Annotated in this window: 15 protein-coding genes and 2 pseudogenes; 2 read left to right on the forward strand and 15 right to left on the reverse strand. The window is 30.8% G+C overall.

All coding sequences use genetic code 11. The features are described 5' to 3' along the window. Positions 1–382: 382 nt before the first annotated feature. The 8 genes from AC2D6T_RS11710 to pdxA all read right to left on the reverse strand — a co-directional run bounded on the left by AC2D6T_RS11710 (position 383) and on the right by pdxA (position 6,526). A complete protein-coding gene (locus AC2D6T_RS11710) occupies positions 383–1,078 on the reverse strand; it encodes a LytR/AlgR family response regulator transcription factor (protein WP_484681612.1) in 696 nt (231 codons plus the stop codon). A gap of 15 nt (positions 1,079–1,093) precedes the next feature. Further along, the gene (locus AC2D6T_RS11715; RefSeq protein WP_484681613.1) at positions 1,094–1,414 is read right to left on the reverse strand and encodes an Hpt domain-containing protein; all 321 of its coding nucleotides are present in this window, start codon (positions 1,412–1,414) and stop codon (positions 1,094–1,096) included. 180 nt (positions 1,415–1,594) lie between these two features. Beyond that, the gene (gene accC / locus AC2D6T_RS11720; RefSeq protein ID WP_484681614.1) at positions 1,595–2,932 is read right to left on the reverse strand and encodes an acetyl-CoA carboxylase biotin carboxylase subunit; all 1,338 of its coding nucleotides are present in this window, start codon (positions 2,930–2,932) and stop codon (positions 1,595–1,597) included. 81 nt (positions 2,933–3,013) lie between these two features. Next, positions 3,014–3,496: an acetyl-CoA carboxylase biotin carboxyl carrier protein gene (gene accB / locus AC2D6T_RS11725; protein WP_298945793.1), complete on the reverse strand. Its 483-nt coding sequence runs from the start codon at positions 3,494–3,496 to the stop codon at positions 3,014–3,016. Positions 3,497–3,524: 28 nt separating this feature from the next. Continuing rightward, a complete protein-coding gene (locus AC2D6T_RS11730; RefSeq protein ID WP_298945795.1) occupies positions 3,525–4,520 on the reverse strand; it encodes a beta-ketoacyl-ACP synthase III in 996 nt (331 codons plus the stop codon). Between the two features lie 151 nt (positions 4,521–4,671). Further along, complete coding sequence (rpmF, locus tag AC2D6T_RS11735) at positions 4,672–4,866, reverse strand: 50S ribosomal protein L32 (RefSeq protein ID WP_298945797.1); 195 nt, start codon at positions 4,864–4,866, stop codon at positions 4,672–4,674. Position 4,867: 1 nt separating this feature from the next. Then, positions 4,868–5,404: a YceD family protein gene (locus tag AC2D6T_RS11740; protein ID WP_484681615.1), complete on the reverse strand. Its 537-nt coding sequence runs from the start codon at positions 5,402–5,404 to the stop codon at positions 4,868–4,870. A gap of 84 nt (positions 5,405–5,488) precedes the next feature. After that, on the reverse strand, positions 5,489–6,526 hold the full coding sequence (pdxA, locus tag AC2D6T_RS11745; protein ID WP_484681616.1) for a 4-hydroxythreonine-4-phosphate dehydrogenase PdxA: 1,038 nt from the start codon (positions 6,524–6,526) through the stop codon (positions 5,489–5,491). A 56-nt stretch (positions 6,527–6,582) separates the two neighbouring features. Here pdxA and AC2D6T_RS11750 point away from each other — a divergent pair, with 56 nt between their 5' ends. After that, entirely contained in the window at positions 6,583–7,170 is a 588-nt protein-coding gene (locus AC2D6T_RS11750; protein ID WP_484681617.1) for a riboflavin synthase, read from the forward strand. Positions 7,171–7,393: 223 nt separating this feature from the next. Here AC2D6T_RS11750 and AC2D6T_RS11755 read toward each other — a convergent pair whose 3' ends face one another. Continuing rightward, complete coding sequence (locus AC2D6T_RS11755; protein WP_298945804.1) at positions 7,394–7,546, reverse strand: hypothetical protein; 153 nt, start codon at positions 7,544–7,546, stop codon at positions 7,394–7,396. Between AC2D6T_RS11755 and AC2D6T_RS11760 the strand changes: the two are divergent. Then, positions 7,544–7,650: pseudogene (locus AC2D6T_RS11760) on the forward strand (IS982 family transposase); the annotation flags it as partial. The gene AC2D6T_RS11755 and the pseudogene AC2D6T_RS11760 sit on opposite strands and share 3 nt — an antisense overlap. A 530-nt stretch (positions 7,651–8,180) precedes the next feature. Here AC2D6T_RS11760 and AC2D6T_RS11765 read toward each other — a convergent pair. The 6 genes and pseudogenes from AC2D6T_RS11765 to AC2D6T_RS11790 form a co-directional block, all read right to left on the reverse strand. Beyond that, positions 8,181–9,578 carry a purine-cytosine permease family protein gene (locus AC2D6T_RS11765; RefSeq protein ID WP_484681618.1) on the reverse strand — a complete coding sequence of 466 codons (1,398 nt, stop codon included), beginning with the start codon at positions 9,576–9,578 and terminating at the stop codon, positions 8,181–8,183. Positions 9,579–10,287: 709 nt separating this feature from the next. Continuing rightward, entirely contained in the window at positions 10,288–11,436 is a 1,149-nt protein-coding gene (locus tag AC2D6T_RS11770) for an alpha-hydroxy acid oxidase (RefSeq protein WP_298945808.1), read from the reverse strand. Positions 11,437–11,712: 276 nt separating this feature from the next. Beyond that, the gene (locus AC2D6T_RS11775; protein WP_298945811.1) at positions 11,713–13,092 is read right to left on the reverse strand and encodes an FGGY-family carbohydrate kinase; all 1,380 of its coding nucleotides are present in this window, start codon (positions 13,090–13,092) and stop codon (positions 11,713–11,715) included. A gap of 10 nt (positions 13,093–13,102) precedes the next feature. Next, complete coding sequence (locus AC2D6T_RS11780; protein ID WP_484681619.1) at positions 13,103–14,383, reverse strand: sugar isomerase; 1,281 nt, start codon at positions 14,381–14,383, stop codon at positions 13,103–13,105. Positions 14,384–14,473: 90 nt separating this feature from the next. Next, on the reverse strand, positions 14,474–16,570 hold the full coding sequence (locus tag AC2D6T_RS11785; protein ID WP_484681620.1) for a bifunctional aldolase/short-chain dehydrogenase: 2,097 nt from the start codon (positions 16,568–16,570) through the stop codon (positions 14,474–14,476). Positions 16,571–16,674: 104 nt separating this feature from the next. Next, a pseudogene (locus AC2D6T_RS11790) lies at positions 16,675–16,784 on the reverse strand (IS982 family transposase); the annotation flags it as partial.

The raw sequence follows: 16,784 nt of genomic DNA on the forward strand, positions 1-16,784 counted from the left end.
TAATTTTAGAGTAGATTATCATAGATAGATTTTTAGATTAATAAATTGATATTCAGAGCCTTAATTTACTAAAAATCTATCTTCTTTACTAATAAAATCTATCTAAATATTAATCGAACTCAGGTAAAAAAGGTTTTGGCTATGTCTGGAAAAAGAATTTAACAATGAAAAATCTAATCCAAAAAAAGTCAAAAAATTAATTTTGACTTTTTCGTACAATCAATAAGTCCCCCAACTTACGATCGATTTCTTTATAATATTTATGTGATTAATTTAATATTCGTTTTATTGGTAAAAGTATGATTAAATAGATTAGCGTTTTATAAATTTCGATATAAACAGTAAAAAACAAGATAAAAGATACTTTTTACACGATAAGTTACTATAATAAGTTTAATCTATTGATTAATTCTGATTTATAAGTTTTACTAACAGGAACAACATGCTTTCTAATTAAAACACTATTATCTTCTATATCTATAATTTCTGAAGTGTTGATAATAAAGGATCTGTGAATTCTTAAAAATAAACTTTCTGGTAATTTAACTTTAATTTTTTTGAGTGTAGCATATACGGTATAATTTTTTTCATCGGTTTTAATATTGATGTAATCTCCTTTTGCTTCAATCAGTAAAATATCTGAAATCAAAATTTTAGTAAGCCTTTTTTCTACATTTATAAAAATAAAATTTTCTTTCTGTAGATGGATTTTATTTTTTGAAATTTTAACCGTATTTGCTTTTATTTTTTCTAGAGATTTTTTAAATCTATCTTGAGTTATTGGTTTTACTAAATAATCGATAACACTTTTATATTCAAAAGCCTCTAATGCATAGTTTTTATCTGAGGTAGTAATAATTATTTTTGGTGAATTATTAATGGTTTTAATAAAATCGAAACCAGAAAATGTAGGCAGATGAATATCTAAAAAAACTAAGGCTACTTTGTTGGTATTTAAATATTTAATAGCCTCTATTGCAGAAGAAAACTCTTTCTTAACAGTTAATGAATATTTTTTACATAGCTGCTTTATGATTAATCTTGAAGATTCATCATCATCAATAATAATACAAGTCATAATATTTGGTAGGGGCTATATAGAGGATAAATATACATTAATTTTATCTAAAACCACAAGTAAAGTTTTATATTGTTCTGTATGGCCTTTTTTTATATCTTGTTCAAAATCAGAGGCTACCTCAAAAGCTAGTGGCATGCCTAGTATACTTATTTTATGTTTTAATTTATGCAAATTTAAAGCTACTTTAAGGTAATTTTGTTGCTTAAAATTATTTTTTAAAATTTCATATTCTTTAGGAAACTCTGTTTTTAAAGATAATAGTAAGTTATTTTCAAAATTTTTATCACCTTCAGAAATATCTTTAATATAATTTAAATTTGGTTTTTCTAACATATTAAAGTTTTATTGGTCGCTTCATTTGATGTTCTAAAGATATAACTATTTCTGTTCTATGTCCATTAGGTACGGGTTGCATATTACTACTAAAAGATTTTATTTTAACCAGGTATCTACAATTTTAAATAAAAAAAAGAGAATACAAAATGTATTCTCTTTTTTTATCCTTCTAAAAATTTACTCCATTGTAAATTCTTCCATAAATTTTGTTGTGTAGTTTCCAGCAACATAATCTGGATGATCCATTAATTGTCTGTGAAAAGGAATCGTTGTTTTTACACCTTCAATTACAAATTCATCTAAAGCTCTTTTCATTTTATTAATTGCTTCTTCTCTTGTTTGCGCTGTTACAATTAATTTTGCAATCATAGAATCGTAGTTTGGTGGTATCATATAACCTGCATACACATGTGTATCCATTCTTACTCCATGACCACCAGGAGTGTGTAAAGTGGTAATTTTACCAGGTGCAGGTCTAAAACCATTATATGGGTCTTCTGCATTAATTCTACATTCTATAGAGTGCAATTGTGGATAGTAGTTTTTACCAGAAATTGGTACACCAGCAGCCACCAAAATTTGTTCTCTAATTAAATCGTAGTTTACAACTTCTTCTGTAATTGGGTGCTCTACTTGAATACGTGTATTCATCTCCATAAAATAGAAGTTTCTGTGTTTATCTACCAAAAACTCTACAGTACCTGCTCCTTCGTATTTTATATATTCTGCTGCTTTTACAGCGGCATTACCCATCTCTTCTCTCAATGTATCTGTCATAAAGGGAGAGGGAGTTTCTTCTGTTAATTTTTGGTGACGTCTTTGAACAGAACAATCTCTTTCTGATAAGTGGCATGCTTTTCCGAAAGAATCTCCAATAATTTGAATTTCTATATGCCTTGGCTCTTCTATGAGCTTTTCCATATACATATCATCATTTCCAAAAGCTGCTTTAGATTCTTGTCTTGCAGAGTCCCAAGCTTCTTTTAAATCTTCTGGTTTCCAAACAGCACGCATCCCTTTACCACCACCACCTGCAGATGCTTTTAACATAACAGGATAGCCCGTTTCTACAGCTAACTTTTCACATTCTTCAAAGCTTTCTATAACCCCCTCACTACCGGGCACACAAGGTACACCCGCTGCTTTCATGGTAGCTTTCGCATTTGCTTTGTCTCCCATTTGGTCTATCATTTCTCCGGTAGCACCAATAAATTTTATGTGATGTTCTTCGCAAAGTCTAGAAAATTTTGCGTTTTCAGATAAAAAACCATACCCAGGATGAATGGCATCTGCATTTGTTATTTCTGCAGCTGCAATAATATTTGACATTTTTAAATAAGACTCAGCACTTGGCGCAGGTCCTATACAAACTGCTTCATCTGCAAATCTTACATGTAGGCTTTCTTCGTCTGCAGTAGAGTATACCGCAACCGTTTTTATACCCATTTCTTTACAGGTTCTAATAACACGTAGTGCTATTTCCCCTCTATTGGCAATTAATATTTTTTTAAACATAATTTAAGAGTTTTAAATGATGAGTTATGAGTTGTGAGTTAGAAAATCTAAAATCTGAACTCTAAAAACCGATACTCTTTATTATGATGGATCTACTAAAAATAATGGCTGATCAAATTCTACTGGAGAAGAATCGTCTACTAAAACTTTAACAATTTTACCTGAAACCTCAGATTCTATCTCGTTAAATAATTTCATAGCTTCTATCACACACACTGTATCTCCAACCCCAATTTCTGCACCAACTTCTACAAAGTTTGGTTTGTCTGGAGATGGTTTTCTGTAGAAAGTACCAATAATTGGAGATTTAATTGTAATTAAATTAGAATTGTCTTCTGTTTCTTTAGCTGGTGCTACAGGTGCTTCTGCAACTGGCTGTTGGGGTGCTAAAGGTGCTGCCATTTGTGGTGCTCCTTGCATTGGTGCGGCTTGCACAATAGTAGTTTCTGTTTTTTCAGATCCTGTTCTAATAGTAATTTTTACATCTTCCATTTCTAGTTTTACCTCGCTTGCGCCAGATTTTGCTACAAATTTTATAAGATTTTGAATTTCTTTAATATCCATTTTTCCTATTGTTTAGTTGTTTGTTTTTTTATGAATTGTACGCCCATTTAAGATATGCAGCTCCCCAAGTGAAACCACCACCAAATGCGGCAAAAATTAAATTATCTCCTTTTTTTAATTCTTTTTCATAGTCTGCTAATAATAACGGTAAAGTTGCAGAGGTTGTGTTACCATATCTATGAATGTTCATCATTACTTTTTCTGCAGCAACACCAACTCTATTAGCGGTTGCTTCTATAATTCTTTTATTTGCTTGATGTGCAACTAACCATTGTATATCGCTTTCTGACAAATTGTTTCTAGTAAGCATTTTTTCTGCTACATCTGCCATATTAGAAACCGCATATTTAAATACGGTTTTACCTTCTTGATATACAAAGTGTTTTTTTTGTTGAACGGTTTCTAAAGTTGTTGGCATCATAGATCCTCCTGCTTCTATTCTTAGAAAATCTCTACCTACTCCATCGCTTCTTAGGTACTCATCTTGTAAGCCTAAGTTTTCTAAATTTGGTTCAAATAAAGCTGCACCTGCGCCATCACCAAAAATAATACAGGTGGCTCTGTCTGAATAATCTATAATAGAAGACATTTTATCTGCACCAATTAGCAGTACTTTTTTGTATCTACCAGAAGCTATATAACTTGCTGCTGTAGACATGCCGTATAAAAAACTAGAACATGCTGCTTGCAAATCGTAACCAAATGCGTTGGTAGCACCAATTTCTGAAGCAACATAGGCTGCTGTAGAGGCTACTTGTAAATCTGGTGTTGCTGTAGCTACAATAACCAGATCTATTTCTTTAGGATCTAGATGAGCTTTTTTTATCAAATCTTCTGAGGCTTTTATGGCCATATATGAAGTACCTAATCCTTCTCCTTTTAAGATTCTTCTTTCTTTGATTCCTGTTCTAGTAGTTATCCACTCATCGTTTGTATCTACATAGGTTTCTAACTCTTTATTTGTTAGTATATAGTCAGGAACATATTTTCCTACTGCTGAAATTGCTGCAGTGATTTTTGTCATAATAGTTATTTGTTTTCCAAATGTTAAGGAAGTTCAAAGAAATGAAATTTATTTTACTTTTTGAATTAAAATTTATCAAAAACGGTAAAATTTGGCATAAAAACACAAAAAACCCTCAAAAATGAGGGTTTTTTTAAAAATTTGAAAATTTTTAAGCTTCTGCAGAAACAGCTTCTAATACTACTTGACCTCTGTAGTATAATTTACCTTCGTGCCAGTGAGCTCTATGGTATAAGTGTGCTTCACCCGTTGTTGGGTCTGTTGCAATTTGTTGCGCAGATGCCTTATAATGTGTTCTCCTTTTATCTCTTCTTGTTTTAGATATTTTTCTTTTAGGATGTGCCATTTTATGTCTTTTTTTCTGTTATTAAATTCTTTAATTTATCCCACCTTGGGTCTGTAGTTTCTACAGTTTTTTCTTTTTTTATTTCTAGTTCTTTTAACTTTTCTAGGGCTTCAGACTTCATTGTGCCGTCTACTACTTTTGGATGCACTCTTTTGTTAGGAACCGCCAACACAATCATTTCATAAATAAATTGTGCTATATTAAATTGATACGCTTCATGTGGAAGTATTAAAATTTCCTCATTATCATCATTATATTCTGGCCCAAACTTAACAACTAATGGTAATTGAGCTGTTATTTCTTGGTTGTATAACTCGTTTGTAACATCGCAAGGTATTTCTACGGTACCTTTTGTATTAAAAACAAGCTCAAATAATGTGCTTTTTTTAATAAATTCTAAAGTTACCTGAATATCAGTACTTTTAAATTCATCAAAATTAAAAAACGTAAAGAACGTATTACTAATTGCATATTCAAATAAATGCTTTCCTTCTTTTAATCCTACAAACGGTATGTTGAATTCTTTCAAGTCTTTCATTATCAAACATCAATTGAGCGTGCAAAGATATAAAAAAATGTTTTTATACACTGTTTTCTTTAAAAAAAAGAAAATATTTTATTTTTACTTTACTAACAGTGGGTTTTTAGTAAGTTCTTTGTATTCTTTTCTTGTTTTAAAAATTTTAATCGCGGTAAATAAAGCTTCTTTAAAAGAAGATGGATTTGCTTGGTTTTTACCTGCAATATCATACCCTGTTCCATGATCTGGGGATGTTCTAATTTTATGTAAACCTGCCGTAAAATTTACACCATTGCCAAATGACAATGCTTTAAAAGGGGCTAAACCTTGATCATGATAGGTTGCTAAAACACCATCAAATTGTTTGTAGGTTTCTGAACCAAAGAAACCATCTGCTGCATAGGGCCCAAAAACAAGCTTTCCTGTTTCTTTTATTTGTTGTATTGTAGGTCTTATAATGTCATCATCTTCTTTACCTATTACACCATTATCACCACAATGTGGATTTAAACCTAAAACTGCAATTCTGGGTTTATTGATACCAAAATCTTCTATTAAAGAAGTATACATGGTTTCTACTTTTTCGGTAATTAACTCTGGGGTTAAAGTTGCTGCAATTTTTGCAATTGGTATGTGTCCTGTAATTAAACCTATACGCAACTGGTCTGTCATTAAAATCATTAAACTTTTACCTTCTAAACCAGCTTCTAAATATTCTGTATGCCCGGGAAAATTAAAATTTTCTGACTGTATATTTTCTTTGTTTATTGGTGCTGTTAACAAAACATCTACAGTACCTTCTTTTAAGTGACTTAAAGCGCTTTCTAAAGATTTTGCCGCGTACTTACCAGATGTCTCTGTAGGTTTTCCCAGCTCTATAGAGACCTCTTCTTTCCATATATTTAAGATGTTAATTTTGTTGTGGTTTATTTGGTTTACAGAGGTAATACCATGCACAGGAACTTCTGTTTTTAATGCTTTTTTATGGTAAGAAACTACTTTTGTTGCCCCAAATAATACTGGTGTACAAAAATCTAACATTCTCTTATCTGAAAATGTTTTTAAAATAACCTCTACACCTATTCCATTTAAATCTCCAATAGAAATCCCTACAATTATTTTATCTGTTTTGTCTGCCATAACTCTTATAATATGCTTAAATTTGCAATACTACAAAAGTAACTAAATTTATAGAAATGTTTACGGGAATTATAGAAACACTTGGTATTGTAACAAAAGTTGTTAAAGAACTAGATAATTTACACATCACCATTAAAAGTAGCATTACTAACGAGCTAAAAGTAGACCAAAGTGTAGCGCATAATGGTGTTTGCTTGACTGTAGTAGCTATAAATAATGATGAGTACACCGTTACTGCTATTAAAGAAACTTTAGACAAAACAAATATTGGTAATCTTAAAGTTTCTTCTATGGTAAATTTAGAACGTGCTATGAAACTTGGTGATAGATTAGATGGCCATATTGTACAGGGTCATGTAGATGAAACGGGTATTTGCACCCATATTAAAAATGAAAATGGAAGTACTGTTTTTACATTTAACTATCATTCTGCAAACAATAACATAACAATAGAAAAAGGCTCTATAACTGTAAATGGTGTTAGTTTAACCGTTGTAAACTCTAAAGAAAACTCTTTTAGTGTAGCAATTATACCTTACACATTAGAAAATACATGTTTTAAAACATTATCAGAAAATGATGTTGTAAACTTAGAGTTTGATGTAATTGGAAAATATGTAAGTAGACTTACCATAAGGGATTAAAAATTACTACTTAATTTTTTGAATACCATAAATAATCCTAATGCCAACTAAAACAACAAGCCTACATTATAAGCAAATCTCGTGGTGGCACAATTTGCCCACTATTGGCCTAAACAAGAAATAACACCAAAAAAAGTGTTATAAATATCTTGTTGTTGATTTTAAACTTCCTAGATTAAAATTTTGGTGCACTTATTTGATCACAAAAATCATCTATTATATTTTATGTAAAGCAAAAACGTGGAATATCTAGTTTTGTTGGTATGGTTTCTGATTGAATTTGTGACACTTGGTTTGGGTTTAGATCTGTTTGACCAAGACCAATATCATCCAATGTGATTACTCTTTGATTATGTAAATCGAAAATTCTTGACATAGAAGCTTTACTAACTTTCTGTCAAATATCGTTGCAATCATCATTACATATAGTTTTTTACAAAAAAAATCTCTATAAAATATCAAACTGTAAAGGCTAATTAGTTGACTTTTCATTAATCAAACTCAGGTTTTAATTTTTTTCACCTTCTTTTTTTTTACCTTTTGTGAATTCTAATGAACGGCTAATAATTAAAAATATAATTACAGTAGAATCTTTTACTTTTTTGAATAAAAACAACTTTATAACTACTATTTAAACATTTATTTAATTTTACTAATTGAAAAAAAATCTGTTTATAACAATAAAACAGGAATTATATATAGTAAAAATGAAACACAAGAGGCATATATCTTACTTTGTCAAATAAGGTAGAAAAACCTATTAAAATCTTATTCTAAAATACTTTCTCTTTAATTCTATTATTTTAGTTCGAATACTATTCTAATACGTGTTTAATTATCACTCTTCTTTCATCCACAAAGGTGTAACTATAAACCATATAATTGTACCAATTAACATAGAGATATTAACTTTAGTTGCATCTAATATTCCTAAGAATAAAAATATACTAGCTAACAGTATTAAAACACCTATTGATAAAGTACTTATTAATTTTAGCATTTTCATATTTTTAAGATTTTTGAAATTTCATAATAATAACGTACAATAAGCTTGAAGCAATCCAACAAGGTATAACTGCGTATGCAGCAAATAACTGTTGCTCTCCAAAAATAAAATACAACCCTAAAGCTACAGGAATAACCCAAGCTAATAAAACAGCCATATTAAAACTTGATCCTTTTTCATCTGCGTAGTTTTGTGTAAAATTCATCTTCTTTGCAAGATAATGGTTCACGAAAATCACACCACCCATAGGTCCCAAGATTGTTCCGTATAAACCTACAAAATCAAGAAGTTTTGCTGAAAGAGCAGGGAATATCCCTGCTGCTGTTGCTACTAAACCAGCTAAAATTACTCCTGAATAAGATTTTGCTTTTAAAGGAAATAAGCTTTGAAAAGCTAAACCTGCTCTGTAAATAGTTGGATTAGCGGTAGTCCAACCTGCAACAATAACACAAATAATCCCAGTCCATCCAACAGCACTCCAAGCTAAAGCACCTGGATTTGCTGAAATATCTCCTGTTAGTTTTATTTGAGCAGCCAACATAAAAGAAGCACAGATCCAAGCCATATAATGACCTAAAAACATTCCTATTGAAGGCCCCCAACCAGCACGTGAATCTTTTGCAAAACGCATGATAGATAAATCTGCCATTCCAAAATGCATTGCTGCATTACACAACCAGGAAAAAATTACAATTTTCCAAAAACCAAAATCTACTTTCCCGCTAACAGATTGTACCACATTTACACCATTATCCCATTCTGTTAATAAGCTACCCCATGAAGTAACCTCCATTTGAGTTAATGCAGATATACCACAAGCTGCAAAGACAACAATCATCCAAGGTGCAGCAATATTAGCAAATTTAGAAACTGTATTGTACCCGGCTGCAGCTACAATTGTCATTACAACACCTACAATAATTACAATCATTGAAAAAGAAGGTGTGCTTAATCCGAAGATACCTTTTGGTACAGTAAAATTAATATCAAAAGGAATACCTACTGCACTTGCTGAAACCGTAATCATAGCACCAGCTAAAAAGCAAAAAAGCACCCCGTTAACCAGATTATACACTTTTACTAAGTGTTTTCCTGCAATTTTTTCTAATTGATAGTATAATGTTAGTTTTTTAGATACAGCTATGGGTGCTACAATAAACCTCCAAGTAAGAATCGCTAAAACGTTACCAATAAATAATCCTATTAATAAATCTTTTAAACTTGCACCTGCAGCCAAAAACAAGGGTCCAATCATAAATTCGGTGCCTGCTGCATGTTCACCTGCATACATACCTAAAAAAGATTTCCATCCTTTAAGTTTCGAACTTGGAACAGGAGTTCTTTCAAATTCTCCTCCATCATTTCTTTCTAGAGTTAATTCCCCTTCATGATTTTCAGACATAATTAATTAGTTTATTTATTTATTAAAGATTGTTATTGCTTGTTTAGTCTAACTTGTTAAAGTTTTTGACACATGTCAAATAAACGAAAATATAATATCAACAAAGATTATGTGTCCTGCACTGTATGGTTTTATATATCACTAAAATATTAAAATAATTTCTGATTACGATTGTATTTACTTGTAAATATGAAAGATAAAAGAAATATTTCTATTTTAATATCTCTTTAAAACAATACAGTTTTAGTTACCAATACATTATCCTAATAGAGAAATAAAATTAATTATTCTTTTAAGTTAATATGTTTCTTTATAAAAACTCCGTTAAAAAATTGATCGAAGTTTTTTTATTTGATGCTATGTCACGTCCTAAAATAGTATTTTGCGTAAATTATTTAGTATGTAAGTACTCTTCCGTACCATGTTGACCATTTGCACCAACTACACCAATTATTTCTAACCTATATAAAAAACTTGAATAGCTTTAAAATACCCTCTATTTTCATACGTTACAACAAAATACTAACCACTATTAGTAGCTTTCAAAAAGTAATAACTACAGCATTTGAAAAGATTACAAAAGTATCTAGAAATTATTTATGCTAATCTAAATTAGATTTAGCCATAAACCCTTTAATTGTATCAGAGGTTATTTTTAGCGAGTAAATTTGTAATTATGCAGAAAGAATTATGTAGGTAATTTATTATGTTATTTGATTAAATGCTCTGGAAAGTCTGAAGTTTTCTCACAACACAACTGCTCCATTACTTGTTGTAATTCTGCTTTTAATAAGGATATTGTATGATCTCCACCTTTTTTACCTAGCGCAGAAACACCATACATAAATGAACGTCCCATAAATGTAAACTTAGCTCCACTAGCCATAGCTCTTGCCACGTCTGGTCCTGAGCGAATACCACTATCCATCATCACTTCTATTTGATCTCCATATTTTTCTGCTATTGTAGAAAGTGGTTTTATCGTAGACTCACCTGCATCTAGTTGACGACCTCCATGATTTGATACAATTATTCCGTCTAAACCTAATTTAATAGCTTGTTCAGCATCGTATTCTGACGCCACCCCTTTTATAACCAATTTTCCTTTCCACATATCTCTAATAGGTTTAATTTTTTCCTCATTTAACCTTCCTGAAAAAGTTTGATCCATGAATTTTCCTAATTGTTTTAAATCTAAGTTTTTAGGCATGTATGGTAATAAATTTGCAAAATTAGGAATACCATGTTTTAGGGTTTGTAAACTCCAATGCGGTCTTCCAAAAGCTTGTAAAATGTTACTCAAATTCATTTTTGGAGGCATTGCCAAACCATTTCTAATATCTCTTGGTCTAAAACCAAAACTTGGTACATCACATAAAATGACCAAAACTGGGCATTCTGCTGCTGCTGCTCTATTAATAATATCGTTTCTTAATTTATCTTCTGTTGGATGGTATAATTGGAACCAAGCTTTACCTTCTGTTAATTCTGCAGCTCTTTCTATACTTGTAGTTGTTACTGTACTTAGTATAAAAGGAATATTATGCTCAAATGCAGCTTTGGCTAAAATTTCTGGTGAATTTGGCCACATTAAACCTTGCAAACCTACAGGAGCTATACCAAAGGGTGCATCATATTCAATACCAAATAAGTTGGTTTTTAATGAAGAGCCATGGTGGTTTCTTAAATAATTAGGTTTTAATTGTATTTCTCTTAATTCTGATGTGTTTCTTACTAAATTCACATCTTCATTACAACCACCATCTAAATATTCAAAAGCAAATTTTGGTATTTTTTTCTGAGCTCGTTTACGTAAATCGTCTACAGAAGGGTATCTAGTATCAAAGGATAAAGCCATATATTTTTTTTATTATAGGTTTTTTTTTAAATTTTCTACTTGTTCGTCGTTAATAGGAACCATCTTTACTAGGGAGTGTCCTAAAACTATTTATTTTGAACTAAACGCTGCAACTACTAAATATTCAAAAGTTTATAGTAATTTATCACCTGTAATTATTACAGAATCATTCTCTATAATTAATACTGTAATTAGATCTCTTGGGTGGATTAATTTTATATCCTTTGACATTATTATTTGTTTGTATGTTTAATTTTTTGTTATAAATATTTAAATTTAATCATTTACTATAAAAGGCACGTGTTTTTTTAATGCGTAATTCTTTCTTAGAAATTTTGAATTTAATTTGGTGTCTGAAATTGCAATTGCTGCACCTAGAGCAGAACCTAAAGATGCTTTTGTTGTTCTTAACTTCATACCTCTTAAATAATGAGACAATAGTTTTATATAAATATCATTATCAGAGAACCCTCCATCTATGTATAGTCTATCTATTTTTTCTGCATTCGCTATCCTTTTTACACTCTCTACCTGTAACATTACCAATTCTACCATCAAATGATGATAAGCGTGTTCAAAATTGTTATATAAATAATTTGTTTTTACTGGCATATTTTTATGCTCAAAAGACTCCCATTTAAATGAATGGTTAAAATCTTGTAAGATTTCGAAGTAAACATCATAATTAAATTCTACTGTTTTGTGGTAGTCTTTATCTACTCCAAATTTTTCTGTTAATTTAGTTACTTGAATTTTGTATTCATTACCTAAAAAAAGTCTTGAAGATTTAACTGGTTTTCCATTGATTCGCATATAATTTATACAATCTGCCTTTACATCTTCATTTGTTAATGGTGTATCAACAAATGGATTTAAAGCGATACTCCAAGTACCTGTAGATATTAAAACAAAGGGTTTTTTTACACTTCTAACATATGGTAATAGTGCAGATGAACTATCATGAATCCCTACACCTATTTTAACTCTTTTACCATTGTAGTTCATGTTTAAACTTGTTTCTGTAGAAACTATTGGTGGTAGAATATTGTGAACCCCTTCTTTATAAACCCAATCTTGGTAATCTTTTGTTTCGTAATTCCACAAAATTGTGTGACAACCTATACTTGTAAATTCACTTAACGGAACTCCAGAAAAAATATAGCTTAAATATTGAGGTAAGTGTAATGAATATTTTATTTTCTTAAAAACCTCTGGTTTTTTGTATTTTAACCAGTACAATTGTAATCCTGAGTTTAATAAACCTGGTGACTTTGATGAACCACTTGTTCTAATTAGCTCAAGATCATTACCATGTTTATTGTAAAATTGTTCAACTATATCTTGGTCAATTTCTTTTGTGTAATTGTATAAAGGGGTAAGGATTTCTCCATTTTGATCTAAATGGACAAAACTTGCTCCGTAAGTTGAAAAATTAATCGCTTTTACATTAAACTTATCTGATTTTAATATCGTATGAAAAACTTTTTTTATCCAATTTTGTAGTGCATTAATGTCTTCTGTTGGATGACCATCTTCATCTTCAATTTCATCAAAAGAAGTGTATTCTTTATAAACTTCTGTAAAGTTTTTATCAAATAAAAAAAACTTTTTATTTGTTTTACCAATATCAAAAACCGCAGTTACTTTTTGTTTCATTAGATATTTTTTAAAGACCTGTTGCTACAGTATTTTTTCCTCTTTCTTTAATTAATTGTTCTCTTACACCTAAAGCTCTGTATGCATTAATTGGGTTAATTACAGCCCCAGCATTTATACGTGCTTTTTCTAAAAGAGGTCTCACATCTGTTCTGTATGCTCCCTGTAAAATCTCTTGACATTTTACAACATCATTATTTAATTGTGCTTCTCTTAAAGCATCTTGATCAATTAACAAGGCTTTTGCATATGCTTCTTGAATGGCTTCTAAAGATTGAATTAAATCTTCTAAAGGGTCTTTTACGTTATGGCTCGCATCAATCATCCACGCTAAATCCGGATTTTGTGGATTGTTTTGCATACCATATACCAATTCATTAAAAATTAAGAACAAAGCATATGGTTTTATACTACCAACTGTTAAATCATCATCACCATATTTACTATCATTAAAATGGAAACCACCTAGTTTACCTTTTAATTGTAAAATAGAGACGATTTGTTCAATATTAGAGTTTGGTAGGTGATGTCCTAAATCTACAAGTGTATAAGCTTTTTCTCCACAACCATTTGCTAACATTAAAGATGCTCCCCAGTCTTGTATTACAGTACTGTAAAAATTGGGTTCATAAGGTTTGTATTCAACCAACATTTTCCAATCTTCTGGTAAACCTTTATAAATATCAATTAAACTATCTTGAGTATTTTGAAATGCTGTTTGAAAGTTGTTTTGGCCTGGAAAACAAGATCCATCTGCTAACCAAACCGTCAATGCCTTAGAACCTAATTTATCTCCTATCTTTATAACGTCTAGGTTATGTTGAATGGCTTGTTCTCTAACCGCTTTACTTACATTACTTAGTGATCCATATTTATAACTCTCTTTGGCACCAAGCTGATCTTGAAAAGTATTTGAATTTACAGCATCAAACTTTATATTTAAAGCATCTGCTTTTTGTTTAATTGCAGCATAATCCGAAGGAATATCCCAAGGAATATGTAAAGATACTGCTCCTGCTGTTTGGGTTAAACTATGTAAAATTCCTACATCATCTATTTTCTCTTCTAAATTAGAAGGTTCTCCATAGAATCCAAAACGTCCAAAACGAGTACCACCAGCCCCTAAAGCCCAACTTGGTATGGCTACTTGAAATTCTGATAATTTAGAAAGTATAGTATCTAAATTATGCCCATTCTTAGTTAAATTACTTGCTAAAAAATCAAAATTATTTTTATGATTTTCTAATTCTTTTTTGTTGAAATCTGAGATTTTCTCCTGTTGTATTTTCATTATTTTTGGCTGTTGTAAATTAAAAAAAACTTCTATAAAATATTATCTATAGAAGTTTTCTTAATTCAAATTACAAACTACTACTATTTTTTATCTTACGAACGCATTAGCCATTCCACCATCTACGTTTATAATATTTCCTGTTGATTTGTCTAGAATCCCTACGAGAGAGAAAACCCCATTTGCAATATCATCTGGCGTTATAATTTCATTGAGTAGGTTTCTCTTTGCGTAAAAAGCAGGTAATTCTTCAACAGTAATACCGTTTGCTTTTGCTCTACCTTCTGCCCAAGCACCTTCCCAAATTTTACTTCCTACAATAACTCCATCAGGGTTTACTGTGTTTACTCTTACTTTATCTTTAGCTAATTCTGCTGCTAATAAACGTACCATATGCTGTTGTGCTGCTTTTGCTGTACCATAAGCAACGTTGTTTGGTCCTGCAACCAAGCCGTTTTTACTTGCAATTGCAATATAATCTCCTCCTAAACCTTGTTTACGAACGATTAATGCAAATTGTTTTGCCAAGTCAAACTGACCTTTTACTAAAATGTTTTGTAAAATATTCCAGTCTTTATCTGTAGTTTCTGTTAAAGGTTTTGAAATAGCTAAACCTGCACTGTGTACAATCATATCGACACCACCAAACTCTATAATTGCTTTTTTATAGGCACTCGCAATAGATTCTGTATTGGTTACATCACAAACCGCATAAGAAGAAACATCTCTAGCGTAAGTTGCATTAGCCTCTACTAAGGCATCTTCATTAATATCTGTTAATACTACATTTGCTCCTTCTGCAGCTAATTTATCTGCAATTGCCTTACCAATTCCTCCACCAGCTCCAGTAACTAAAGCTACTTTTCTTGATAATGGTTTTTCTTTTGGCATACGTTGTAACTTTGCTTCTTCTAATAACCAGTATTCAATATCAAAAGCTTCTTGTCTTGGTAAAGAAGTATATTCTGTAATAGCTTCTGCACCTCGCATTACGTTAATTGCATTGATATAAAACTCACTTGCTACACGTGTAGTTTGCTTGTTTTTAGCAAAACTAAACATACCCACTCCAGGATAAATAATAATTACTGGATTTGCATCACGTATTGCTGGGCTATTATCTTTTTTACAAGTTTTATAATAATCTACATATTCTTGACGATAAGCCTCAAATGCTGGCTCTAACTTTGCTAAAATAGCGTCTGCATTAGATAAATCTTCATTTTTATCTAAACTTAAAACTAATGGTTGAATTTTAGTTCTTAAAAAGTGATCTGGACAAGAGGTTCCCATTGGAGCTAATCTTTCTAAGTCATTACTATTGATGTATTGCATAACAACATCAGAATCAGAAAAATGACCAATCATTCTATTTTCTGAAGAACATAAACCTCTTAATAAAGGCATAATTTGAGCAGCTTTTCCTAAACGCTCTTCTTTAGGTAAACTTTCTACTTTTTGACCACCAAAAACTTCACCTTGCTCTTTTAATTTTTGTTCTATATATTCAGAAGCCATTTCAATTACCTCTAAACTATTCATATAACACTCGAAAGAAGTATCTCCCCAAGTAAATAAACCATGACTACCTAAAACAATTCCTCTAATTCCAGGGTTATCTGCTAAACATTTTTCTAATTGTAAACCTAAATCGAATCCTGGTTTTTGCCAAGGTACCCAACCCATTGTGTCTCCCCAAATTTCTTTGGTTACTTTTTCGCTATCTTTTGCTGCTGCAACAGCAATTAAAGCATCTGGATGTAAGTGGTCTATGTGTGCAAATGGCAATAAACCATGTAAAGGCGTATCAATAGATGGTGCTTTACTATCTAAGTCATAAATACAATGATTAAATAAACCAACCATTCTATCTTCATCATGTAAACCTTGATAAACATTTTTTAAATCACGAAGCCTTTCTGTATATAAACCAGCAATCCCAGAACGTTTTAAAGTTCCAATATCTCCTCCAGAACCTTTTACCCACATTACTTCAACTTCTTCATTAGTTAAAGGATCTTTTTCTATTGTTTTACAGCTGGTGTTTCCCCCTCCATAATTTGTTATTCTTAAATCTGCACCCAAAATATTTGAGCGATATAAAAATAATTCTACTTGATTATCTCCTAGTGTTGCTGCTTTTTCTTCGTCCCATAAATAATCTACGTACTTGAAGCTTTGTGTCATTTCTTTCATTATTCTGTTAGTAATAAATTTTGAATCAAAAGTAAATTTGAATTTAAACTTTTGTATCCTGTACTATACCGTATTCAGTAAACCCGTTGTGCATTTTAAATAATGCTAATTTTAATATTATTAATATTCCTATCGAATATAAATTTATTGATGTACTGAACCGTTGTTAACGCTGTAATTTTTGATAATATTCTAGTTTTAAACC

The organism is Polaribacter sp. YIW18 (genome assembly GCF_057219325.1).

Bases quoted from the DNA above. Each gene is read 5' to 3' on its own strand.
- AC2D6T_RS11775 (WP_298945811.1), bottom strand. From the start codon at position 13,092: ATGAAACAAAAAGTAACTGCGGTTTTTGATATTGGTAAAACAAATAAA.
- AC2D6T_RS11710 (WP_484681612.1), bottom strand. From the start codon at position 1,078: ATGACTTGTATTATTATTGATGATGATGAATCTTCAAGATTAATCATA.
- AC2D6T_RS11755 (WP_298945804.1), bottom strand. From the start codon at position 7,546: ATGTCAAGAATTTTCGATTTACATAATCAAAGAGTAATCACATTGGAT.
- AC2D6T_RS11780 (WP_484681619.1), bottom strand. From the start codon at position 14,383: ATGAAAATACAACAGGAGAAAATCTCAGATTTCAACAAAAAAGAATTA.
- AC2D6T_RS11770 (WP_298945808.1), bottom strand. From the start codon at position 11,436: ATGGCTTTATCCTTTGATACTAGATACCCTTCTGTAGACGATTTACGT.
- AC2D6T_RS11750 (WP_484681617.1), top strand. From the start codon at position 6,583: ATGTTTACGGGAATTATAGAAACACTTGGTATTGTAACAAAAGTTGTT.
- AC2D6T_RS11715 (WP_484681613.1), bottom strand. From the start codon at position 1,414: ATGTTAGAAAAACCAAATTTAAATTATATTAAAGATATTTCTGAAGGT.
- rpmF (WP_298945797.1), bottom strand. From the start codon at position 4,866: ATGGCACATCCTAAAAGAAAAATATCTAAAACAAGAAGAGATAAAAGG.
- accB (WP_298945793.1), bottom strand. From the start codon at position 3,496: ATGGATATTAAAGAAATTCAAAATCTTATAAAATTTGTAGCAAAATCT.
- accC (WP_484681614.1), bottom strand. From the start codon at position 2,932: ATGTTTAAAAAAATATTAATTGCCAATAGAGGGGAAATAGCACTACGT.
- AC2D6T_RS11785 (WP_484681620.1), bottom strand. From the start codon at position 16,570: ATGACACAAAGCTTCAAGTACGTAGATTATTTATGGGACGAAGAAAAA.
- AC2D6T_RS11740 (WP_484681615.1), bottom strand. From the start codon at position 5,404: ATGAAAGACTTGAAAGAATTCAACATACCGTTTGTAGGATTAAAAGAA.
- AC2D6T_RS11765 (WP_484681618.1), bottom strand. From the start codon at position 9,578: ATGTCTGAAAATCATGAAGGGGAATTAACTCTAGAAAGAAATGATGGA.
- pdxA (WP_484681616.1), bottom strand. From the start codon at position 6,526: ATGGCAGACAAAACAGATAAAATAATTGTAGGGATTTCTATTGGAGAT.
- AC2D6T_RS11730 (WP_298945795.1), bottom strand. From the start codon at position 4,520: ATGACAAAAATCACTGCAGCAATTTCAGCAGTAGGAAAATATGTTCCT.